The organism is Micromonospora chaiyaphumensis, assembly GCF_900091435.1.
GTDB lineage: Bacteria > Actinomycetota > Actinomycetes > Mycobacteriales > Micromonosporaceae > Micromonospora > Micromonospora chaiyaphumensis.
On sequence record NZ_FMCS01000003.1, the window covers coordinates 1 to 13169 of the forward strand.

Annotated in this window: 14 protein-coding genes; 6 read left to right on the forward strand and 8 right to left on the reverse strand. The window is 73.3% G+C overall.

Going from position 1 to position 13169, the window contains the following annotated elements; genetic code table 11:
• The coding region (locus GA0070214_RS09405; protein ID WP_091261524.1) for a C39 family peptidase at window positions 1-487 on the reverse strand (487 nt) is incomplete at its 3' end.
• 939 nt (window positions 488-1426) lie between these two features.
• Between GA0070214_RS09405 and GA0070214_RS09410 the strand changes: the two genes are divergently transcribed.
• Window positions 1427-2605 carry a CaiB/BaiF CoA transferase family protein gene (locus tag GA0070214_RS09410; protein WP_244167625.1) on the forward strand — a complete coding sequence of 393 codons (1179 nt, stop codon included), beginning with the start codon at window positions 1427-1429 and terminating at the stop codon, window positions 2603-2605.
• Window positions 2606-2608: 3 nt separating this feature from the next.
• Here GA0070214_RS09410 and GA0070214_RS09415 read toward each other — a convergent pair whose 3' ends face one another.
• Window positions 2609-3181, reverse strand: coding sequence for a TetR/AcrR family transcriptional regulator (locus GA0070214_RS09415; protein WP_091261526.1), 573 nt, complete (start codon window positions 3179-3181; stop codon window positions 2609-2611).
• Between the two features lie 138 nt (window positions 3182-3319).
• Here GA0070214_RS09415 and GA0070214_RS09420 point away from each other — a divergent pair, with 138 nt between their 5' ends.
• The gene (locus GA0070214_RS09420; protein ID WP_091261528.1) at window positions 3320-4513 is read left to right on the forward strand and encodes a thiolase family protein; all 1194 of its coding nucleotides are present in this window, start codon (window positions 3320-3322) and stop codon (window positions 4511-4513) included.
• Window positions 4514-4540: 27 nt separating this feature from the next.
• On the opposite strand, the gene GA0070214_RS09425 is transcribed toward GA0070214_RS09420, so the two are convergent.
• The gene (locus GA0070214_RS09425) at window positions 4541-4969 is read right to left on the reverse strand and encodes a PPOX class F420-dependent oxidoreductase (RefSeq protein WP_244167626.1); all 429 of its coding nucleotides are present in this window, start codon (window positions 4967-4969) and stop codon (window positions 4541-4543) included.
• Between the two features lie 140 nt (window positions 4970-5109).
• Between GA0070214_RS09425 and GA0070214_RS09430 the strand changes: the two genes are divergently transcribed.
• The gene (locus GA0070214_RS09430; RefSeq protein WP_244167627.1) at window positions 5110-6321 is read left to right on the forward strand and encodes an LCP family protein; all 1212 of its coding nucleotides are present in this window, start codon (window positions 5110-5112) and stop codon (window positions 6319-6321) included.
• A 23-nt stretch (window positions 6322-6344) separates the two neighbouring features.
• Here the strand turns inward: GA0070214_RS09430 and GA0070214_RS09435 are convergent, their stop codons facing one another.
• The 3 genes from GA0070214_RS09435 to GA0070214_RS09445 all read right to left on the reverse strand — a co-directional run bounded on the left by GA0070214_RS09435 (window position 6345) and on the right by GA0070214_RS09445 (window position 8313).
• Window positions 6345-6881: a hypothetical protein gene (locus tag GA0070214_RS09435; protein WP_091261530.1), complete on the reverse strand. Its 537-nt coding sequence runs from the start codon at window positions 6879-6881 to the stop codon at window positions 6345-6347.
• A gap of 143 nt (window positions 6882-7024) precedes the next feature.
• Entirely contained in the window at window positions 7025-7501 is a 477-nt protein-coding gene (locus GA0070214_RS09440; protein WP_091261532.1) for an SRPBCC family protein, read from the reverse strand.
• Between the two features lie 20 nt (window positions 7502-7521).
• Window positions 7522-8313 carry an alpha/beta hydrolase gene (locus tag GA0070214_RS09445; protein ID WP_091261534.1) on the reverse strand — a complete coding sequence of 264 codons (792 nt, stop codon included), beginning with the start codon at window positions 8311-8313 and terminating at the stop codon, window positions 7522-7524.
• Window positions 8314-8412: 99 nt separating this feature from the next.
• Between GA0070214_RS09445 and GA0070214_RS09450 the strand changes: the two genes are divergently transcribed.
• Window positions 8413-9024, forward strand: coding sequence for a TetR/AcrR family transcriptional regulator (locus GA0070214_RS09450; protein ID WP_208602702.1), 612 nt, complete (start codon window positions 8413-8415; stop codon window positions 9022-9024).
• On the opposite strand, the gene GA0070214_RS09455 is transcribed toward GA0070214_RS09450, so the two are convergent.
• Window positions 9009-10331 carry an MFS transporter gene (locus GA0070214_RS09455; protein WP_091261535.1) on the reverse strand — a complete coding sequence of 441 codons (1323 nt, stop codon included), beginning with the start codon at window positions 10329-10331 and terminating at the stop codon, window positions 9009-9011. The genes GA0070214_RS09450 and GA0070214_RS09455 overlap by 16 nt on opposite strands.
• Before the next feature lie 130 nt (window positions 10332-10461).
• Between GA0070214_RS09455 and GA0070214_RS09460 the strand changes: the two genes are divergently transcribed.
• Together GA0070214_RS09460 and GA0070214_RS09465 are read left to right on the forward strand one after the other, a co-directional pair.
• Window positions 10462-11541 (forward strand): DUF5937 family protein, encoded by a 1080-nt coding sequence (locus GA0070214_RS09460; protein WP_091262044.1) that lies wholly within the window; start codon window positions 10462-10464, stop codon window positions 11539-11541.
• A gap of 26 nt (window positions 11542-11567) precedes the next feature.
• The gene (locus GA0070214_RS09465) at window positions 11568-12116 is read left to right on the forward strand and encodes a GNAT family N-acetyltransferase (RefSeq protein WP_091261536.1); all 549 of its coding nucleotides are present in this window, start codon (window positions 11568-11570) and stop codon (window positions 12114-12116) included.
• On the opposite strand, the gene GA0070214_RS09470 is transcribed toward GA0070214_RS09465, so the two are convergent.
• Window positions 12050-13108, reverse strand: a complete 1059-nt coding sequence (locus GA0070214_RS09470; protein ID WP_091261538.1) for a S8 family serine peptidase — start codon at window positions 13106-13108, stop codon at window positions 12050-12052. The two genes, GA0070214_RS09465 and GA0070214_RS09470, sit on opposite strands and share 67 nt — an antisense overlap.
• Between the last annotated feature and the right edge of the window lie 61 nt (window positions 13109-13169).

Below are 13169 nucleotides of genomic sequence, written 5' to 3' on the forward strand. Positions count from 1 at the left end.
TGCCGTCGGTGTCGGTGGTGGTGCCGGCGATGTTGGCGACCACGGCGCGGCCGTCGTCGACGGTGCGCACGATGTCAGCGCGCAGGGTGTCGGTCTGCTTGTCGTCGGCCTTGCCGTCGCGGATTTCGACGGACCGGTAGTGCTTGCCGGTCTCCTTGTTCAGGACGGGGGTGATGTCGTTGATGCTGTTGGTGCCGGCCTCGGTGGTGCCCATCTCCTTGGCCATGGCGTCCACGTCGATGTTCTTACCCAGCACGCTCAGGGCGTTGCGGGTGGCGGCGGGACCGCAGTAGTAGAAGTTGGGCTGCGCCTCGTAGCGGACGTCGAGTTCCCGCTCGCCGTGGCCCTTACGGTCGGTGCTGACCTGGGCGGTCTTCTCGGCGGGGGTGGCCTGGGCGGCGATGGCGGGGGCGGCGATGCCGATGGTGGTGGCGGCGAAGCCGGCGGCGGTCAGAACGGTGTTCCGCAGCATGGTGTTGGTACGCATGATGAGTCACGCCTTTCTGTCGGGGGTGCACAGCACACGCGCGCGGGGGGTGCGCGGGTGCCGCAAGAGGGGGAAAGTTTGAGGGGTGCCCGACGATCGGGGGTGACCTGCTCGGGCGGTCCCGGGGATGTAACCGTCGGCGGCGGGGAAGCGATTCCCACCCACCTGATCCGATGTCCCGGGGATGTAACGACCGGCGGCCCGGGCTGAATTCCTGGCTCTACCGGCGCGGACCGGTGGTGCGCGGTCCGGGGGATGTAACGATCGGGGCTGCGGGGTGATTCCCTGCGGGCGACCCGGTGCGGCGGGCCGGTGGTGCGCGGCCCGGGTGGTGTAACGACCGGCGGGGGCCGGTCATTCCCACCGCCGGCTGCCTCCCGCCTGGGGGCGGGGTGCTGCGCGGTCTGCCATGTACAACGACCCCGCCCCCGCCATGATTCCGCCCGACGGTGCCGCCGACCACCCGTCGAGACCAGCCGAAACCGGACACCACGCCCGAACGCGCCGACGCAAACCGGACACGCACCCCAGAGCACGCACGACCGCGCTGCGGATCTTGGACAGTTACCGTTCACTGCGAACGACAAGTCTCCAAGATCTCCCGGGCGCAGTGGGCGGGGGATCCCGGCGGGCGGGGCGATTCCGGCGAGGCCGGGCGGCCGGCCGCTGAACGGGGTCACCGCGTTGATCAAGAGGTTGGCGTCGCGTTCGAGCCGATTGCCGACGCGAACCTCTTGATCAACGCGGGCAGGTCGAGGCTTCGCGCGGTGGCCAAGGGTTGTCTCCCGTCACGTAACGGACATCCTGGCGGCGCGGTCGTGGAACGCCATAGAGGTCACTGGTGCGCGGACACCTCCATGGCGTTCCACTCGTGGCGAGGTCGACGCGGGTGGTCGGCGCCCTGCCGGGTTCCACTGTGTGCGTGCCACGATGTCGGGCATGGAGATCCGGAGCGCGCGCCCGGCGGGCGACGGGGCGGCCATGGGGGAGGGCTCGTCCGGGCCGCTGCGCGGTGTCCTCGTCGCGGACTTCTCGCGGATCCTGGCCGGGCCGTACGCGACCATGCTCCTCGCCGACCTGGGCGCCGACGTGGTCAAGGTGGAGGCGCCGGGCGGCGACGACACCCGCACCTGGCAGCCGCCGGTCCGCGACGGTGTGTCGACCTACTACCTCGCCGTCAACCGCAACAAGCGGTCGCTGGTGCTCGACCTGGCCGATCCCGACGACGTGGTGCTGGCCCGCCGCCTCGCCGCCCGGGCCGACGTCATGATCCAGAACTTCCGGCCCGGCGCCCTGCGCCGCTTCGGCCTCGACCACGACACCGTCACCGCCGCCAACCCCCGGCTCGTGTACGCCTCGATCAGCGGTTTCGGCGCGGCCGGCGGCGCGGACCTGCCCGGGTACGACCTCATGGTGCAGGCGGCGTCCGGGCTGATGAGCCTGACCGGGGCGGCGGACGGCCCGCCGTACAAGGCCGGGGTGGCGGTCTTCGACGTGATCGCCGGGCTGCACGCGGCGGTCGGCATCCTGGCCGCGCTGCACCACCGGGCGGCTACCGGCGTCGGGCAGCACGTCGAGGTGGACCTGCTCTCCTCGGCCCTGTCCGGGCTGGTCAACCACGCCGGCGCGCACGTCGCCGGGGGAGCGCTGCCGCACCGGATGGGCAACGCCCACCCGAGCATCGTGCCGTATGAGCCGCTGCCCACCGCCGACGGCGAGCTGGTGGTGATCGCCGCCAACGACGGCCAGTTCCGCACCCTGTGCCGGGTGCTCGGCCTGCCCGGGCTGCCCGACGACCCGCGGTTCCGGCGCAACCAGGACCGCACCGCGCACCGCGACGCCCTGCGGCCCCTGCTGGTGGCCGCCCTGGCCCGGCGTACCAGCGCCGAGTGGTTCCGCGAGCTGCGCGCGGCCGGTGTGCCGTGCAGCCCCATCAACACGGTCGCCGACGGGGTGGCCCTGGCCGACGGGCTCGGGCTCGGCCCGGTGGTGACGGTCGACGGCGTGCCGGGCGTGCGTCACCCCATCGGCCTGTCGGCCACCCCGCCCCGCTACGACCTGCCGCCCCCGCGGCTGGACGAGCACGGCGCCGAACTGCGCGCCTGGCTGGCCGGGTAGCGGTCAGCGCTCGGCGGCCAGCAGGTCGTCCACCAGCCCGGTCGCGGTCTCCGCCGCGGCGGCGGCGTCCGGCCGCCCGGCGCTGCCGTAGAGGCCCTCCACGATCAGCCAGATCCGGTCGGCGAGTCGGCCCGGATCGGTCACGCCCAGCCGGGCAACGAGGGCGTCGATCTCCGCCCGCGTGTCGCGCAGGTAGTCCCGGGCCACCCGGCCGGGCTCGCCCGCGTCGCCGGGGAACTCGGCGAGGTAGAGGCGGAACGCGCAGCCGCGGAAGTCCGGGGCGGTGGCGGTCGCGGCGATTTCCGCGACCAGCGCCCGCAGCCGCGTTGCCGGGTCGTCGGGCAGCCCCTCGGCCGCCGCGGCGCCGGCCCGCTCGCGTTCCCGCCGGCACCCCCGCAGGTACGCCGTGACCAGGTCGTCCTTGCTCGGGAAGTGGGTGTAGAGCAGGTTCTTGCCGCAGCCGGCGGCGTCGATGACCTGGTTCATCCCGACGGCCCGGACGCCGTGCCGGTAGAACAGCTCGCCGGCCGAGCGCAGGATCCGTTCCCGGCTCCCCGGTGCCGCGGTGCGGGCCATCGCTCCTCCTTCGCCGGTCTGTGGCAAGGATAACGGACCGATCGGTCCGCCGACGATTGACCGGGCGGTGGGCGGTGTCGCAGTATCGGACCACTCGGTCCCGGACCGATCGGTCCGGCAATGGTCCAGGAGGTAGCGATGCGCGACGCGGTCATCGTCGAGGCGGTACGGACCCCGGTGGGTCGGGCGAAGCGGGGCGGGGCGTACCTCGACGTCCACCCCGTGGACCTGCACGCGCACGCGTTGCGCAGCCTGGTCGCCCGGGTGCCCGGGCTCGACCCGGTGGAGATCGACGACGTGGTCGGCGGGACCGTCGCCCAGGTCGGCGAGCAGAGCACCAACACGACCCGGCTCGCCGCCCTCGCGGCCGGCTTCCCCGAGTCGGTGCCCGGGGTGACCGTGGACCGGCAGTGCGGCAGCAGCCAGCAGGCGCTCAGCTTCGCCGCCCAGGGCCTGGTCGCCGGGGCGTACGACATCGTGGTGGCCTCGGGCGTCGAGTCGATGAGCCGGGTGCCGATCGGCAGCGCCGCCGTGGTCGACGGCGTCCGCACCGACTTCGCCGGGCCCGCCGTCGCCGCGCGCTACGCCGGCGGGCTGATCCCGCAGGGCGTCGCCGCCGAGCTGATCGCCCGCAAGTGGGGCCTGTCCCGCACCCGGCTCGACGAGTTTGCCGCCACCAGCCACCAGCGGGCCGCCGAGGCGTGGCGCCAGGGGCGGTTTGCCGGCCAGGTCGCCCCGCTGCCGGGCGTCGACCTCGCCACGGACGAGACCATCCGGCCCGACACCACAGTGGCCCGCCTCGCCGAGCTGCCGCCGGCCTTCGCGGCCGAGCACTGGACCGCCCGCTTCGGTGAGCTGGACTGGAAGGTCACCGCGGGCAACTCCAGCCCGCTCAACGACGGCGCGGCGGCGCTGCTGCTCACCACCGGGGAGACCGCGCGCCGCCGCGGCTGGCGGCCCCGGGCGCGGATCCACACCGCCACCGTGGTCGGCGACGACCCGATCATGATGCTCACCGGCATCATCCCCGCCACCGCCCGGGTGCTCGCCCGGGCGGGTCTCACCATCGGCGACATCGACGCGTTCGAGGTCAACGAGGCGTTCTCCTCGGTCGTGCTGGCCTGGTTGGACGAGACCGGCGCGGACCCGGCCAAGGTGAACGTCGACGGCGGCGCCATCGCCATCGGCCACCCGCTCGGGGCCAGCGGCGCCCGGCTCGCCACCACCCTGCTGCACGTGCTCGAACGCACCGGCGGCCGCTACGGCCTCCAGACCATGTGCGAGGCCGGCGGCACCGCCAACGCCACGATCATCGAACGCCTCGACGGCTGACCGGCGGGCGCGGGCGGTGCGGGCGGGTCAGTCGGCGATGCCGGCGAACGCCACCACCTGCTCCGCCCGCAGCCGGACCAGCAGCTCGCCGGGCACGGCGTTGCGCCGGCCGTACTCCTCGGCGCGGTCGGCGCCCATGTAGCGGGCCGCGATCCGGGTGGACCACGGCAGCGACTCGACCGGGTCGTCGATGATCGTCACGGAGCCCCGCACGGTGACGAAGGCGTAGGGCGGCTGCTCCTCGTCGACGCTCAGCCCGGCCCGGGGGTCGCGGGCCAGGTTGCGTCCCTTCACGCTGCTGCTGCCCGTGTTGAAGATCAGGTCGTCGCCGTCGAGCACGAACCAGACCGGGACCACGTGCGGGGAGCCGTCGGCCCGCACCGTGGCCAGCTTCCCCGTCCGGGTGCCGGCGGTCACGAAGGACCGCCACTGGTCGTCGCTCATCCGCTGCGCCATGCGGCCATTCTGGCCCACCGCCCCGACAGCCCGGCCGGCGCCCGCTCCCAGCCAGTTCACAGCCGCACGGCCTGGCCGGTGGGCTCGGCCCGGCATAGCCTCGGACCGGCCCTCACCCCTCTGACCTGGGAGATCACACGGTGACGTACCCCATCACCGCCGGACCGGCCGGTCCGGTCCCGCCGCGCCGGCCCGCGCGGCGGCCCTGGCCGCGCTGGGCGCGGTGGTGCGTGGCGGTCGGCACCACGCTGATGACCCTGAGCGGGGTCGCGCTGGGTGGCAGTGCCTGGCTGCTGCACGCGGCCACCGGCGAGGTCACGCAGCAGAACCTGCTCGGCGCCGCCGCCGCGCCCGCCGAGCAGCACCGGACGATCACCGGGGCGAAGAACATCCTGCTCGTCGGGGTCGACACCCGACCGCACCAGGACCCGAGCCAGCTCACCCGCGCGGACTCGATCATCCTGCTGCACGTACCGGCCGACCACAGCCAGGCATACCTGGTCTCGCTGCCCCGGGACTCGCTGGTCACCATCCCGGCCTACGACAACGGGGCGACGCCGTTCCGCGGCGGGCAGAACAAGATCAATGCCGCCTTCGCGTTCGGCAGCCGGGGGCTGACCGGCCCTGCGGCGCTCTCGCACGGCTTCGAACTGCTGGCGCTGACCGTCCGCGACCTGACCGGCATCACCCCCGACGCCGGCGGGATCATCGATTTCCAGGGCTTCAAGCAGATCGTCCAGGTGCTCGGCCAGGTCTGCATGTACGTCGACGAGACCACCACCTCGATCCACGTCGGGCACGACGCCGCCGGCAAGCCCGCCGCGCCGTACGTGATCAACCCGGACGGCACGGTGAACCACCGCATCGCCGGCGTCACCCCGAACGTCTACACGAAGGGCCAGCACTGCCTCGACCCGGCGCAGGCGCTGGACTTCGTCCGGCAGCGGGACCTGCTGGCCAACCACGACTTCGACTACGGCCGCCAGCGCCACCAGCAGCAGTTCGTCAAGGCGGTGCTCGCCCAGGTGGTCAGCAAGGGGCTGGACTCGCCGACGAAGCTGCCCGGGCTGCTGTCGGCGGTCGGCCGGACCATGACCGTGGACGACGGCGGCATCCCGCTCGCCGACTGGGCGTTCGCCATGCGCGGCGTCCGCCCCGAGGCGATCACCACGATCAAGACCAACGGCGGCACCTTCAACAGCCGCACGGTGCCGGGCGTCGGCAGCGCCGAGATCCTCAGCCCGACCAGCATGCAACTGCTGCACGCCGTACGCGACGACACCGTGGACTCGTTCGTCGCCGCCCATCCCACCTGGGTGGCCGACTCCGGCCCGACCACCACCGACCACTGACCCCGGGGCGACCGAGAGGGCAGTCAGGCTGCGCCATCGGTGTCGGCCCCCGGAGAAACGCGATCCGGGATCGGCGGGGGATCAGGGGTGCCGAGGGCGGCGGCTGCCTCCGCCCCGAGAGCCCGGAAGTGTGGCCAGCCCTCCCGGCCGCCTCGAAGATCACCGAGCCGCACCGTGAGGAAAGCGTCCGCCGACAGCCAGGCCCGAGCGTAGACACCGCCCCATTCGGCCAGGAAGTCCTGCTTGTCGACGTACCCCCTGGCGACGTACAGCCCGGCCACGTCCAACATGGCGACCGCTCGGTTGATGAGGTCGAAGTCGTCCGGCTCCTCGTCCCGCATCCGCTGGACGGCCTCCACCGTCCGGGCGCGGGTGAAGAGCAGCCGCCGCCCGCGCTGCAGGTCCGCCTCCACGAGACGCTCGTGCAGCTTCAGAAACAGGTCGCGACGGTCCTGTCTCCGGCGATCCTTGTAGGACAGGCCGGTGAACGCCAGGGCGGCGATCGAGATCAACAATGAGGCGGAGGCGCTGACCTGGGGAAGCCACCCGGCGTCCGTCATGCCTCGAACCTAGCCGAACGCATCAATCTCCCCGGTCGCGCCCTACTCATCCGGTTCCCCGGCGATGAGCTGGTCGAACGGCACCGGTCGCCGTCGAGCGTCGTGCCGTGTCCCGCCGTCACCGGGCGTCCCTCCGTCCCTCCTCACGGGCCGGACGAGGAAAGCTTCGCCAGGGTGGCGGCAAGACAGGCGTTCCGGCGCGCGATGAGGCGTCGGAGGTACGGCCGCAGGATGAGGATGGCCACCAGGCCGCCGACGGCTCCCATCGGCGCGGTGAACTCGATGTCGTCGCGCATGAGGGTCACCGAGGCATCAGCGGGGTTCGGCGCGAAGCTGTGCTCGTGGCGCCACCGGCCGAACGGTCCGCTGACCTGCTCGTCGATGAAGCCGTGCGGCCGCCGGTAGGCAGCGATCCGCACGGTCATCCGCCAGCGAAGGCAGAAGTGCCTGGCCTCCCAGGTGACCTCATCCCCGGCCGTCAGGCGGCCGGTCGTCACGCCGCCGACCGCCCGTTCGGCGCTGGCGCCCATGGAGACGGTGTGCAGATCCACGTCGAGGCAGGCGTCGAAGACGGTTTCCAGGTCTGCCGGGACGTCCGTGGTGAGCTCGATGCGTGGCACGCAGCCACCGTAGGTCCTGGTCAGAGGCCGTGCCGGTGCAGCCAGTCGAGGCTGGCCTGCGCGACCTCCCGCCAGCCGTGATCGATGGTCAGCGAGTGACCGCGGTCGGGGAACCGGATCACCTCGGTCGTCGCCGGGGACTTCCGGTACAACCGGGCCGTCCCCTCGACAATGGCCGGCGGTACGGTGCGGTCCCGGCCGCCGGCGGTCAGGAGCAGTGGCCCCCGACCCGGGTCCGAGGTGTCCACCCTGGTCGCGGTGCCCACGAGGTTGGCCAGGGCGGCCTCGAAGAGTGGGCGACCCGGGGTGGGGATCGTCCACTTCTCGTAGAGCTCGGCCGACTCGCGCTCGGTGAGCGCGTTGCCGAAGCCGTACCGGAACTGGGCGGGCGTGAGGGCCACCGCCCGCCGCCGGTTGGCCGGGTTGCGCACCGCCACCGAGGCCACCCGGAGCGCGGAGAGCGGGAGTGCGAGGACGCCCTTGGCCGGGGCGGGGTCGATGGCGACGGCGGCGCGTGCCAGGCCGCGCCCCAGCAGCTGCTGGACGATCAGGCCGCCGAACGAGTGGCCGACGACCACGGGCTTGGCGGGCAGACCTCGGATGATCTCCGCGAAGTGATCCGTGACGTCGGCGACGCCGTGGTCGCCGTAGCGCTCCGGGACGGGCCGGGCCTCGGCCACCGTGTCCGGGATGCCCGGCCACTCCGGCGCGATGGGGGCGTAGCCCGCCTCGCGGAACAGCTCGACCCAGGGCTGCCAGCTGGTCGAGTGCAGCCAGAGGCCGTGGACGAAGACGACGGGGGTGGGGTTCATGCCTGCGCACTCCTCGTGACGGGCTAGGTAGAAGGAACGTTCTAGCTGCTAGGCTGGAACGTACTCCGGCTTCGGTCGAGCGGCAAGGAGGGAACGTCGATGGGTGACGCAGCCGACTCACGGCCCGCGATGCGCGGGGCCGGCGGGAAGCCGTCGGCGGCGCGCGAGCGGATCCTGGCCGCCGCCGACCGGCTCTTCTACCGGGAGGGCATCCGGGCGGTGGGCGTGGAGAAGGTGATCGCCGAGGCGCAGGTCACCCGGGTCACCTTCTACCGGCACTTCCCCACCAAGGACGACCTGATCGCCACCTACCTCGCCGTCCGATCTCAGCGGGAGCGGGAGGCGCTGGCCGAGGCGCGCGCCGCGCTGCCAGGCGACCACCGGGAGGTGCTGCGTGCCATCGTCGACGCCCTCATCGCCGAGAGCCGGTCACCCGGCTTCCGCGGCTGCCCGTACGTGAACGCCGCCGCCGAGTACGCCGACCCCGACCACCCGGTCCGGCACGCCGTGGCCGAGCACCGCGCCTGGTTCACCGGCCAGATGGCCGAGCTGATGACCGAGCTGGGGCATCCTGACCCGGGCCTGGCCGCCGAGCAGATCATGATTCTCCGCGACGGGGCCATGACCGCCGCGTACCTCGACGACCGCGAGCGCGTCGCCGCCGCGCTGGTCGCCGCCGGCCGGGCGATCGTCGGCTACCGGGAGGAGTGAGAGCCGATCCGCCGCCGGCTCCTGGTCAGGGGACCATCCGCCGGGCTCCGCCACCCGCCACCCGCCACGGCATGACTCATGGACTGCCCGCCCGAACGGTGCGGACGAGAGTATCGAGCGCCGAGGCGTACCGTCGCCGCGCCCAACAGGGTCGCGGCGGCCAGCGGCAGCCACAGCGCCGCCGCGCCCAGGCTTTGCAGACCGGTGATGATGAGGGGATCGACGGCCCGGGCCAGGCCGTAGCTGAGCTGCCAGCGGGCGAGCGCGCGCCCCACCAGGTGTGGCGGTACCGACTCGATCACCAGCGGCACGCTGCTGCCGCTGTAGAGAATTTCACCCAGCGTGTAAGGCACGATGGCCAGCGCGACGAGCACCGTGCCGCGGTCGCCGCCGGTCGCCCCGCCGAGCCAGAAGCCGAGGTAGGACACGGCGAGAAACAGGCCGGACCAGAAGAGCACGGTGCGGTGCGGCCACTTCGCGAGGCGCACCACCACGACCAGCTGCAGTGCGATCACCATGACGGTGTTGGCGACGAAGATGCCCGAGGGCCACGCCAGGGACGCGTGCAGGCCCTGCACCAGCAGCAGCGGCAGGGCGATCTCGAGGATGTCGGCGTGGAACGCGTACGGGATGCCGGCCAGGGCCAGGAGGGTGACGGTGCGTAGGCCGGCGCCGCGCGCCTCCCTCGTCGGCGCCGCCGGGGCGGTCGCCGGCACATCGTGCTGGGGCAGCGGCACCCGGGCGATCACCGCCGCGCCGAACGCGCACCCGAGCGCCGTCGCCAGCGCGAGCCAGCGGAGCACCTCCGGCCCGCTCGCGACCAGAACGGTGCCGAGCAGGGCGCCGGCGCCCAGGCCGGCGTTGCGCAGCGAGCGGCCCGTGGCCAGCGCCGCCGCACGCTGGGCCGGGCCGGCGAGCGCGGCGACCAGGGCGGAACTGGTGGGAGGTGCGATCTGCGTGCCGACGCCGATGAGCACCGCACCGATCGCGAATCCGGCGACGCCGGGCAGCAGGGCAAGCAGCAGCGACCCCACCGCTCGCACCAGTAGCGCGGCGACGGCGGGGGCCCGCCGCGCCCCGCGGTCGATCCAGCCTCCGGCGAGCGGGACGGCGCCGAGGCCGGCCAGCATGCCGACGGTCAGCGTCATTCCGGCCTGCGGCGCGCTGAGCCCGATCTGCACGGCGTAGATCACGATGAAGGGGCGCAGCATCCCGGAGGTCGCTGCCTCGACCGCGGCGCTGAGCGCGTAGCGGCCGCCGCCCGGGATGCGGGCCAGCTCACGGAGGGTCGTACGGGTGGTCGTCACGGCTCGGATCGTCCGGCCCTTCGGCTGCGAAAAGACCCGGGTTGGCCGGCGTCGTCAATCCATGCCTCGTCGATTGACGAACGACGTCAACCGGTCTGCCCGGGCGCGGACCCCTGCCATGATCGGTAGCGTGGTCACCTCGATCGACATCGCCGGCGTACCAGCCGATCGGATCCGGATCACGCCGTCGCCGCTCGCGGAGCTCGGCGCGGTGCTGCACGTGCTCGCGGCGCCGCAGCATCACCCGGACACCGCCGCGGCGGTTGCGAGGATGGCGGCGGCCCTTCCCCCGGAGCTGGCTCCAGACCTCGAGGAGCTTGATCTGCTCTGGCACTCCGGCCGGGCCGACTTCCTCTTCCCGCCCGATCCCCGGCCGAGCCTGCGCGCGGAACTGGACGACGTCGACCGCCTGGACGACGAGCGGTGGGTCGCTGCGGCGCTCGCCGCCCATCGAGCCGTCTCACCGGCGCCGCGAACGTGGTCGCCGCTGCGTGACCCGATCGTGCGGCAGCGGGCGCTGGCCGCCGCCCGCGCGCGAGGGCCGCGGCAGGCGGCGTGGGCCGAGCGGGTGCTCGCCGATCCGGCCGCCGAGCGTGAACGGGTACGACGCTTTCTGCTCGCCTGCGAGTCCGCCTTCTTCGGCACGGTCTGGCAACGCGTCCGCCCGGCGCTCGCCGAGGAAGCCGACCGTCGACGCGTCGACCTGGCCCGCGAGGGTATCGGCGCGATCGGCCGGATCTCGCACGCCATCGGGGTCGACACCGATCGCGGCGTTCTGACGATCGACAAGCTGCAGGACCAGACCGCAGACGGTCGCGGCGGTGGGATGACGCTCATCCCGAGCGCGTACGGCGCCCCGCACATGACCGTCGTGTACGCGCCCGGCTGGCTGCCCGTGCTGCAGTATCCGGCACCGGGCTGGGATCCGCGCCCGGTGTTGCGGGTGGACGAGCTGGACGCCCGGCTGACCGCGCTTGCGCATCCGTTGCGGCTACGTTTCTGCCGCACGCTCGCCCGGGGCCCGCACACGACCGGCGAACTGGCCGACTTCTGGCAGGTGACGGCGCCGGAGGTGTCCAGGCACCTCGCGGTGCTGAAGGCGGCCGGGCTGCTGATCTCGGCGCGCCGGGGCCGCTACGTGACGTACCGCCTGGACATGGAGGCCTGCACCGGCCTGGGGCAGCAACTGGTGGACGTCCTCGGGCGCTGAACAGCCACGCCGGTAGTCTGGCGATCATGGCGGACTGGGAGATCCGTCCGGCCTCGCTGGCGGACGTCGAGGCGGTGGCCGAGCTGCGGGCCGTGGTGCTGCGGGCGGATCTGGAGCGGCTCGGGCGGTACGACGAGCAGCGGGTGCGGCAGCGACTGCGGGACGGGTTCGCGCCGGTGCACACGTGGATGATCGAGGTGGGCGGGGTGTTCGCCGGCTGTGTGGCGCTGCGGCCGGCCGAGGACGCCCACTGGTTGGAGCACTTCTACCTGGTTCCGCACCTGCAGGGCGGCGGCATCGGTGCGGCCGTGCTGCGCGGGCTGCTGGAGCGGTGCGATCGCGATGGCACCGTGGTCCGGCTGAACGTGCTGCAGGGCAGCCCCGCCCGGCGGCTGTACGAGCGGCACGGTTTCACGGTCGAGAGCGAGGATCCGGTGGACGTGTTCATGGTGCGCGAGCCGGCCCGGACAGGTGCCCGGGCCGGGGTCGCACGTCGTGAGGTGCCGCCTCAGGTGCGCGGCGCGGCAACGGCGGCCTGGGCGTCGACGACGCCCCAGCCGTACAGCGGCGTGTAGACGCCGCGCAGCCCGACGATCGGGGTCCGGGCGGTCGACATCAGCACCGAGTACACGTTGGCCACGCTGCGCCCCTGGGCGACGAGAAGCGCCGCCACGCCCGACACGTACGGCGTGGCCATCGACGTGCCGGCGAAGGCGTCGTAGTCACCCTGCCCGCAGGTGGCCGAACCGGCGCCCACCGGGACGCTGGACCAGACGTCGTCGTCGCAGTTGACCAGGCCGGCCCCGCCGGGCGCGGCGACGGCCTTCAGGTCGGCCTTCACCCCGAGGTTCGAGTACCACGCCTTGACCTCGTTCCGGTCGGTGGCGGTGACGCAGAGGGCGCCGGCCTCCCAGGCCGGGGTGTCGCACAGCGGCGCCGTCTCGTTGCCGGCGGCCGCGATGACGGCGACGCCCTTCGCCTGCGCGTACGTGATCGCCGCGGTCGCCTCGGACTCCAGGCCGGTGAGGGTGAGGGCCTGGGTGCCGGGCTGTGCGCCGAGGCTGAGGTTGACCACCTTGGCGCCGTGGTCGGCCGCGTAGCGGATGCCGGCGGCGATGTCGGCGAAGCTGCCGCTGCCCGCCTCCAGCACCTTGATCGGCATGATCTTCGCGTCGCGGGCGACGCCGGCGACGCCCACACCGTTGCCGGTGGCCGCGGCGGCGATGCCGGCCACGTGGGTGCCGTGCTCGTCGCCGGCGTCGGGCAGGCCGTTGGGGCCGCGCCAGTCGCCGTTGCCGCAGGAGGTCGTGCCGCAGCCGACGAAGGTCGCGCCGGGGACGAGCTTGGCCGCCAGATCCGGGTGGCCGAGGTCGACGCCGGTGTCCACGACCGCGATGACCACCCCCGCCCCCGTGCTGGTCGCCCAGGCCTGCTCGGCATGGATCTGCCGCAGACCCCACTGCTTGTCGTACAACGGATCGTTGACGGCCGCCTGGGCGGGCGCCGCGGTGGCCGCCACCAGCGCGGTGACGACCGCGGTGCCGGCTAGTGAGCGGGTGAACGACATGAGGCTCTCCTCCCGACGGACAGCAGTTCATCTATGCATCGGGGATCGGGCGCGAAACGCA